Origin of the sequence: Archangium sp. (assembly GCF_036389735.1) — a bacterium.
GTDB lineage: Bacteria > Myxococcota > Myxococcia > Myxococcales > Myxococcaceae > Archangium.
The window spans coordinates 1-8,150 of sequence record NZ_DASVWK010001009.1 but is presented as its reverse complement, the minus strand read 5'-3'; the positions used below and the strand labels follow the sequence as shown (position 1 = coordinate 8,150).

The 8,150-nt window shown below is 69.9% G+C and carries 9 protein-coding genes; 3 read left to right on the top strand and 6 right to left on the bottom strand.

The window, feature by feature from the left end:
- The coding region (locus VF794_RS36010; RefSeq protein ID WP_331117650.1) for an AAA family ATPase at positions 1 to 587 on the bottom strand (587 nt) is incomplete at its 3' end.
- Between the two features lie 133 nt (positions 588 to 720).
- Here VF794_RS36010 and VF794_RS36005 point away from each other — a divergent pair.
- Entirely contained in the window at positions 721 to 1,269 is a 549-nt protein-coding gene (locus tag VF794_RS36005; RefSeq protein WP_331117649.1) for a hypothetical protein, read from the top strand.
- A gap of 98 nt (positions 1,270 to 1,367) precedes the next feature.
- Complete coding sequence (locus VF794_RS36000; RefSeq protein WP_331117648.1) at positions 1,368 to 2,081, top strand: esterase family protein; 714 nt, start codon at positions 1,368 to 1,370, stop codon at positions 2,079 to 2,081.
- Positions 2,082 to 2,105: 24 nt separating this feature from the next.
- On the opposite strand, the gene VF794_RS35995 is transcribed toward VF794_RS36000, so the two are convergent.
- The 4 genes from VF794_RS35995 to yidD all read right to left on the bottom strand — a co-directional run bounded on the left by VF794_RS35995 (position 2,106) and on the right by yidD (position 7,082).
- A complete protein-coding gene (locus VF794_RS35995; RefSeq protein ID WP_331117647.1) occupies positions 2,106 to 3,482 on the bottom strand; it encodes an MATE family efflux transporter in 1,377 nt (458 codons plus the stop codon).
- 29 nt (positions 3,483 to 3,511) lie between these two features.
- A complete protein-coding gene (locus VF794_RS35990; RefSeq protein ID WP_331117646.1) occupies positions 3,512 to 5,620 on the bottom strand; it encodes a beta-propeller domain-containing protein in 2,109 nt (702 codons plus the stop codon).
- A 191-nt stretch (positions 5,621 to 5,811) separates the two neighbouring features.
- On the bottom strand, positions 5,812 to 6,636 hold the full coding sequence (locus tag VF794_RS35985; RefSeq protein ID WP_331117645.1) for a tetratricopeptide repeat protein: 825 nt from the start codon (positions 6,634 to 6,636) through the stop codon (positions 5,812 to 5,814).
- An 11-nt stretch (positions 6,637 to 6,647) separates the two neighbouring features.
- On the bottom strand, positions 6,648 to 7,082 hold the full coding sequence (yidD, locus tag VF794_RS35980) for a membrane protein insertion efficiency factor YidD (RefSeq protein WP_331117644.1): 435 nt from the start codon (positions 7,080 to 7,082) through the stop codon (positions 6,648 to 6,650).
- Here yidD and VF794_RS35975 point away from each other — a divergent pair.
- Positions 7,081 to 7,494, top strand: coding sequence for a PEGA domain-containing protein (locus VF794_RS35975; protein ID WP_331117643.1), 414 nt, complete (start codon positions 7,081 to 7,083; stop codon positions 7,492 to 7,494). The two genes, yidD and VF794_RS35975, sit on opposite strands and share 2 nt — an antisense overlap.
- Before the next feature lie 29 nt (positions 7,495 to 7,523).
- On the opposite strand, the gene VF794_RS35970 is transcribed toward VF794_RS35975, so the two are convergent.
- On the bottom strand, positions 7,524 to 8,150 hold a 627-nt coding region (locus tag VF794_RS35970), incomplete at its 5' end, for an Hsp70 family protein (RefSeq protein WP_331117642.1).

Genomic DNA, 8,150 nt, shown 5'->3' with positions numbered 1-8,150 from the left:
GAGCGCCAGAGCGAGGCACCGCCCGCGAGCAGGTCCTCCAGACGCGGGTCCGGCACGGGCTCCACGAAGGTGCGCGCGAGGAAGCGGTCGGCGAAGGCGGCGAGCGCCTCGTCCTCGGGTAGGGCATTGGAGGCGCCCACGCACACGCGCAGGGGGCAGTTCATCCGGGTGTGGCCACGCCGGAAGACGCGCTCGTTGAGCAGGCCCAGCAGGGTGTTGAGGATGGCGGTGGAGCCGAGGAACACCTCGTCGAGGAAGGCCACCTCGGCCTCCGGCAGCATGCCGGCCGTCTCCGTCTCCACGAGGCCCTCGCGCAGCTTGCGCAGGTCCACGGGACCGAAGATTTCCGAGGGCTCGGTGAAGCGGCCCAGGAGGTACTCGAAGTAGCCGCCCCCCAGGGCCCGCGCGGTGCGGCGCACGGCCTCGCTCTTGGCGGTGCCGGGCGGGCCGATGACGAGCAGGTGCTCACCGGCCACGGCGCACAGCGCCACGAGCTCCACCATGGCCTCGCGCTCCACCAGACCGCGACCCGCGTCGGTGAGGGCATCACGCACCGCGGCAGCAGCCACCTCGAAAGACAGGGACATGGGGCGGACTTTATCCCGTCCAGCCCGCGGTTCGAGGCCCACTGGGAGACGTACAGCGGGTGTGGGTGGACCTGATGGGGCGGGTCTGGGCTAAGCTCCGCACCCAATGCGACACGTCGCGAGTCTCGGAAGCGTGTTGGTGGCGTTGTGGGCGGGGACCTCGGCAGCGGGCGAGTGGCGTGGTTACGCCTCCACCAGCGTCGGCTTCGTCATCGACCATCTCACCGGAGTGCGTGCCAAGGGCGGCGCGATCCAGGCCTATGCGGGCGTGGAAGCCCCCTTCGGGCTGTCGCTCGGGGTGGTGGGCGAGGTCGCCGAGACGTGGGGCGCCAGCCTCCAGGGCCAACAACTGGAGCTGGACTACCGCTCGCTGGGGGTGGAGATGCGGCTGCGCTTCCTGCGGGACGGGGGCGTGAACCCGTGGGTGGGGCTGCGCGTGGCGCAGAGCCGCTCCACGCCGCTCACGCTGGACGACCTCCAGTCTCCGCGACGGATGCTGCACGACGGGCTGAGCACGGCGGTGCGCTTCGGCATGGACACGTGGCTGAGCAAGCACCTGGGCATCACGGTCTCCACCGCCTGGCAGTGGTGCGACGTGCGCGTGGACTCGATGGCCGCGGTGCCCAACGCGTGCGCCAAGCCACTGCACTCCATCATGGGCGGCCCCACGTTCCGCTTCTGAGCCGCCCTGCCCCGCAGATGTTCACTGTCGCGCGACCAGCCGGTTCGCGGCGACGGGAATCCGCTCACGGCCCACGCACCCGGAGTTAAGGTGCGGCCATGAATCGGGAATATCACCGCTGGTACAGCGAGCGTCTGGGCCGGGACATGGAGCTGCTGCTCTTCGGGCACTCCGGCGAGCCGGTATTGCTGCTGCCCACCAGCAAGGGACGCTTCTTCCAGGCAGAGGACTTCGGCCTCATCGGGGCCATCGCGGAGCGCATCCAGTCGGGGCGCTACGTGGTGGTGTGCGCGGACTCGGTGGACGAGGAGAGCTGGTTCAACAAGTCCATCCACCCGCATGACCGGGTGGCTCGGCACGCGGCGTACGAGGCGTACCTGCTGCACGAGGTGGTGCCGCTGCTGATGTCGCGCAGCACGGGGGGCCGGCTGACGCTGGGCGGTTGCAGCTTCGGAGGCTTCCACACCTACAACATCGGGCTGCGGCACCCGAACACCTTCCGGCGGCTGGTGTCGATGGGAGGCAAGTTCGAGACGGAGGACTTCCTCGACGGCCATCACGACGAGAGCGTGTACTACCACTCGAGCATGCAGTGGCTGCCGGGGATGAACGACGCGGCGCAGCTCGCGGCGTTGCGCAAGGTGGAGATGGTGCTGGCGGTGGGCGAGCACGACTTCTGCCGGCCGTCGAACGAGAGCATGTCCAAGGTGCTGTGGAGCAAGGACATCGGCAACCACCTGTCCATCTGGGGGGGCGGCACGCACGACTGGCCGGTGTGGCGGGAGATGATTCAGCACTACCTGCCGTGGTGAGGTGAGGGCGGCGCTCGACCGCCCTCACGCCTCCAGCGGCTGGAAGGTGCCGGAGCTCTGGCGCTGGAAGCGCCAGAAGAGCGCGAGCGCCACGGCGGTGAGGCCCACGCACAGGCCCCACCAGATGCCCACCACGCCGAGCTTCAGCCCGAAGCCCAGCAGCAGCGCCACCGGCAGGCCCACCACGTAGTGCCCCACCATGTTGGCGAGGAAGGTGAACTGCGTCTCCCCCGCCCCGCGCAGCACGCCCGCGCCCACGCCCTGCACCCCGTCGGAAATCTGGAAGACGGCGCACACCATCAGCAGCGGCACCAGCAGGGGAATCACCTCGGCGGGTGTCCCCATCAGGTCCGCCAGCTGCCGGGGGAAGAGCGCGAACAGCAGGGCGCACAGCGACATGAAGCCCGCGCCCGAGGCGAAGGCCACCATCCCACTCCGCCGCGCCAGGGGCGTGTTGCGCGCGCCCACGGCCCAGCCCACCCGCACGCTGCCGGCGTTGCCGATGCCCAGCGCCACCGTGAAGGTGAGGCTGGCATAGGAGATGGCGATCTGGTGGGCGCTCATGCTCTCCGGGCCGAGCCACCGCGCCAGCACGCCCGCCAGCGAGAAGACGCCCACCTCGGCCGCGATGTGCAGGCCGATGGGCAGCCCCACCCGTGCCGCCTGGAGGAGGTCGGCCCGCACCGGCCGCACCGAGGGCACGCCCCCCGGCACATGTATCTGGCGCACCGCACTCGTGACGATGACCCACTGGAGCACGCAGCACAGCAGCGTCGCGATGGCCGAGCCCTTCACCCCCATGGCCGGCACCAGGCGCAGGGGCCCGAACCAGGCCGGCAGCCCCTCGCCCCCGAAGACGAAGAGGATGTCCGCGCCCAGGTTGAAGACATTGGCCACCACGGTGGCCACCACCAGCGGACGGGTAAGCGCGGCGGATTGCAGGTAGGTGCGCGTGTTGATGAAGAGCAACATCAACGGCAGGCTGGGCGCGCGCCAGTCGAGGTAGTCCTGGAGCTGGGGCAGCTCCGCGAAGTCCACACCCAGTCGGGGCAGCAGCCGGGGCACCACCACCAGCGGGATGGCCAGCAGCGTACCGGCGCTGAGCGCCAGGTAGCTGCCCTGCCAGAGCAGTCCCCGCGCGCGCCGCGGGTTGCCCGCCCCGAAGGCCTGCGACACCAGGGGATCCATCCCCATCAGCAGCCCCATGGCGAAGCTGCTGATGGCGAAGAACACGGCCGTGGCCAGCCCCACCGCCGCCAGCGCCTGCGTGCCGACCCTGCTCACCACCGCCGTGTCCACGAAGCTCATCATCGACTGGCCCGCCTGCGCGATGGCGATGGGCAGGGCGAGTTTCCAGAGCTCTCGGAGCTCCTGTCGACGGGTAGGCAGGGAGGCGGACATGGAGGGGCTCGCCTATACCATGAGCCGCGTTACGGCGAGGTGTACGTGAGGGGAGCGAAGCGCGAGGTGGCCAGCGGCTGCGCGAGGTTGCTCACGTGGGACACGCGCACGCCCGCGTCGGAGATGGCGTACACGTAGTCATCCGCCATCACACTGCGGCGCACGTGGGGCGAGTAGCTCCAGCTCCACTGCTGATAGTTGACCGTCTGGTACACGTCCTTCATGGACAGCGCCCCCACCGGGCTGAAGCCGGTGTTCGGGTCCACGCGGAAGACGCGCAGCTCGCTCACGAAGTTGGCCCAGTAGTCGCCGGAGTAGTTCGGCGTCCAGTCCGTGAAGGGGATGGCCACCACCCCCTTGGCCGGGAAGTAGTTGAAGGCCTTGTGCTCGGAGAGCGCCTCGCTCCAGCCGTAGACCGTGCCCACCAGCTGGGTGAAGGACTCACGCGGGTTGGCCGGGTCCGTCACGTCGAAGAGCGACAGCTTGAGGGAGCGCGAGCGCCAGTCCCCGTTCTCCGCCATGTGCACGCCGATCGTCAGCAGGTGCCCCTCATCCACCGGGTGGATGTACGTGGAGAAGCCCGGCACCTTCAGCTCGCCCACCTTGCGCGGGTTGGCCGGGTCCGACAGGTCGAAGGTGTAGAGCGGATCCACCTGCCGGAACGTCACCACGTACCCCTTCTTGCCCATGAAGCGCGCGCTGAAGATGCGCTCGCCCCTGGCCAGCTCCTCGCTCCGCCCCGCCAGCTTCAACTGCCCGTCCTCCTCGCGATAGGTGAAGACGCGGTTGCTCGTCTCGAGGCGGCCCCAGGGACTGTCAGGGTCCTGCACGCGCGAGGTGAGGGTGCTGGCCACGCGCAGCACGCCCTCGTGCTCGTCCATGCTGAACTGGTCGAGCAGGTGTCCCTCCACCGTGCCGCTGGCCACGTAGCGGGCCTGCCGCGCCTGGCTCAAGTCGAGCTTGTGGATGTACGTGTGCTCCTTCTGACCCGGCTCCGGCCACCACCACCAGTGCTGGGTGGCCAGGTAGAGCGCGCCCTCGGTGGCGTAGACCTCGCCCGGCTCCGTCACCAGCGAGGTGCGGCCCGGGGCCTGCTCCGCCGCCACGTCCAGGTCCAGCGAGGCCACGGTGACGATGCCCAGCTTCGTGGGCGCGTTCGTCTTGTGGAAGTCCTGGCAGTTGTAGCCCACCGCCTCCACCGTGCCGTTGGGCCGCCTGCGCCGGCCCTCGGGCAGCCAGTCCGACAGCTTGCGCGAGCGGATGAGCTGCTCGTTCTGGACCTTCAGCTTGTCGAGCTCCTTCTCCAGCCGGGCCTCGTCCTTCCAGAGTTCTTCCGAGTAGTCGGGCCACCAGCGCATGTCACCCGGCCAGCGGAACTGGTCACGCATCACCAGCCGCACCGAGCTGCCCGCCAGCCGCGCGTTGTGGTAGCCGCCCGGCAGGTACAGCTCGCCCAGCACCTGGGGCGAGGCCAGGTCGGACACGTTCACCGTCGTCACCTTGGTGAACGCGGCCGCGGAGCCGTAGCAGGGGCCCATGGGCGCGCACATCACCGACGACGAGGCGCCACTGCCCGAGGCCGAGCGCTGCTCGTACACGTCGGAGAAGACGACCACCTTGTCCTCGTGCAGGAACATCTCCCGGGGCCAGCCCTCGATGGTCATCGAGGACACGGCCTGTAGCGACTCGGCCGGCCAGGAGCGGTGCACGTACAGCCGCTGCCCGGAGAGGACGAAGATGCGCGTGCCGTCGTTCTTCACGAAGTCCGCCTCGTCCACCCCGGCCACCTGGTTGTTGGTGCTGGTGTGGTTGGTGGGCCCGGACCCGGACGTGGCGCCGCCTCCGGTGCTCGGAGCGCTCGGCGGGGCCGAGCCAGGCACCGAGGCGCCGTCCTCCATCACGGGGCCGCCCCACCCCCCTCCATTCCTCCAGTACGAGGGCTTGGAGCGCTCCAGCGTGGTGCGCATGTCCAGCACCGCGGCGTCCTCGATATAGGACTCGAGCGCCCCGCAGGTCCCGAAGGACTCCAGCCGCGCCGTCATCTGTACCGGCTGATTCTCGGGGATCTCCCCCTTCTGGCCGCACCCCACGAGCCCCAGCAGGGCGAGCCCCAGCCAACCACGGTTCTTCCCAAGCATGTTCCGACTCCTCGTCTTCCGGCCCGTCTTCGTGCCGCGGACACTGCCACCCGTGTGCCAGGGGGCGGTACACACGGGGACGCTCGGGATTTCGCGGAGTTAGGCGTCACCCGGGGGCGCGCGGGGGCCACGGAAAATCGTGGCCGGGAGCGCGAGACAGCCGGAAAACCGAGAGCCCGCCCCCAGGGGCCTCAACGTACGGGGGGAGCCAGGGGCCACTGCTCGGGATGCGCGTCGTACCCGGTCCGCAACCGGTCGAGCGCCTCGCGACGCACGTCCCGGTTGTACTTCTGGGCGCCACTCACCGCCCCGAAGAGGGTGCCCGAGTACCAGAGGGACTCCAGCACGCCGAGCAGCACCGCGAGGCCCACCTGCTCGCGGCGGATGGACTCGTAGAGGGCGAAGGCGAAGAGACCATTCCACGCGAAGGCGGCCAGCCCCGTCACGGGCTCGCCCAGGTAGACGTGGCCCGCCCCCGGCACCACCGAGAGCACTCCGGCCAGCAGGGGCGACTTGCGCGGCAGGGCGTTCCAGTTGCGGGCGGCCTCGGTGAGGGACTTCTGTCCGGGAAAGTAGGAGACGGCGGCGAAGGCCTCCGCCGCTCCAGCGCCCTCCCCCTGGTTCAGCAAGGCCCACCCGAGCAGGTACCGGGCCCGGTCCTCCTGCTCCGGTGAGTGCGGCGGCCCCTGCTCGGACAGGAAGGAGCGCAGGGTACGGGCGGCGGCCCCGAAGTCTCCCCCGGCCTGTCGTGCCCAACCCACCTCCAACAGCGAGCGCGTCCGCCACTCCGGCGAGCGCCCGGAGAGCGACCGCAGGTGGTCCACGGCGGCCTCGGTCTGTCCGCCTCGCACATACGCGCGGGCGATGGCGAGCCGGGCCTCGTCCGCGGCCGGTGACTCCGGGTACAGGTAGAGGAAGCGCTTGTACTCGCCAATGGCGCGGTAGTGGTCTCCCTCCTCCAGCAGGGCCTGGGCGAAGCCGAGCTGCTCGGGCTCGGAGCCACACACCAGCGTCACGACGAGCAGGGTCAGGGCAACCAGAAGGCACTCTCCGTCAGCGGGTCCAGGTACACGAGCCGCCCGCCCTCGAGGTGCACGGGCAGCAGCCGCACCGAGGAGGAGCGCGCGTCACGCAGGAGCCGGTCGTAGGTGAGCCACACCCCCACCACCAGGCCGTAGCGCTCCAGCGCCTCGCGCGAGTAGACCGAGCACGTGGGCCGGTGGGCGCAGCGCGGACCGTCGATGGGGGTGAGGACACTGCGATAGAAGCCGTGGGCCGTTCCCAGGAAGCTGGCGGAGGACGGAGCGGCTCGCATGCGTGGGAGGTGAGCTGTCCGTACGTCCCGGGTCACGGGGTGACGGGTGTCGCCGAAGGGCCCGGGCGGCGAGGCCGACAGCACCAGCGCGGACACCATCGTGCAAATTGACACCATCGCGGCGCGCACATTATCCCGCGCTGTCATGACCCTTCAATCCAAGCGCTTCATGCGGCTCGTCGCGGCCAGCACCGTCCTCCAGCTCACCGCCGGCTGTGCCAGCACCACCCTCATCCGCAGCGAGCCCGGCGAGGCCAACCTCTATATCGACGGCAGCAAGGTGGGGAAGACGCCCTATACCTATTCGGATACGAAGATCGTCGGCTCGGTCACGCGCATCCGCCTGACGAAGGAGGGGTACGAGGACTTCGAGACCCTCATGAAGCGCGACGAGGAGTTCCAGATCGGTCCCTGCATCGGAGGCGCCTTCATCTGGCCCGTGTGGCTGTGGGTCCTCGGCTACAAGCCGGAGCGCACCTTCGAGCTGGCTCCCCTGAAGCCGACCCGGCAGGACCACACGGCCGCCCAGGAGACCCCGGCGGCGCCCGGCACGACGTGAGACCCCCGACGCGGCCCGCGAGGAGCCGCTCAGCGGCCCGAGGACAGGAGCTGGTTGAGCTGCCGTGACACCTGGGCGCACTGCTCGATGTCGTGCGTCTCCAGGGCGGCGCGGCCGGAGTCCAGCAGCGACTTCACGTTGGTCACCGCCGCCTCCGCCTCGGTGCCGGGGTTCTCGGTGGCGCTCTGCTGGAGCAGCTTCGCCAGCTTCTCCCCGCGCTCCAGCAGCTTGCGGAACGTCTCCTCCGTCTTCTTCACGTCCTCCTTCGCCTGCTTCTGCGCGTAGGCGGCCTGCTCCTTCACGAGCCGCTCGGCCTCCGTTCCCGGCAGGTGGGGACGCGCCTCCAGCTTCACCGTCTCGGTCAGCCCCGTCTTCAGGTCCGCGGCGCGCACGGCCAGCGTGCCCTCGTTGGACAGCTCGAAGGTCACCTCCAGCGGCGTGTCCGTGCGCGAGGAGCCCTGGAGGTTGCGCAGCACCACCTCGCCCAGCTTGCGGTTCTCGTCCTGGAGGTCGCTCTCGCCCTGGTAGATGGGGATGCGCGCCTCCTTCTGCCCGTGGCTTCCCGGGTAGAAGAGGTCCTTGGCGCTCACCGGCACCGGGCTGTTCTTCGCGATGAGCGGCTTCACCCGCCCGCCCATCACCCCAACGCCCAGCGT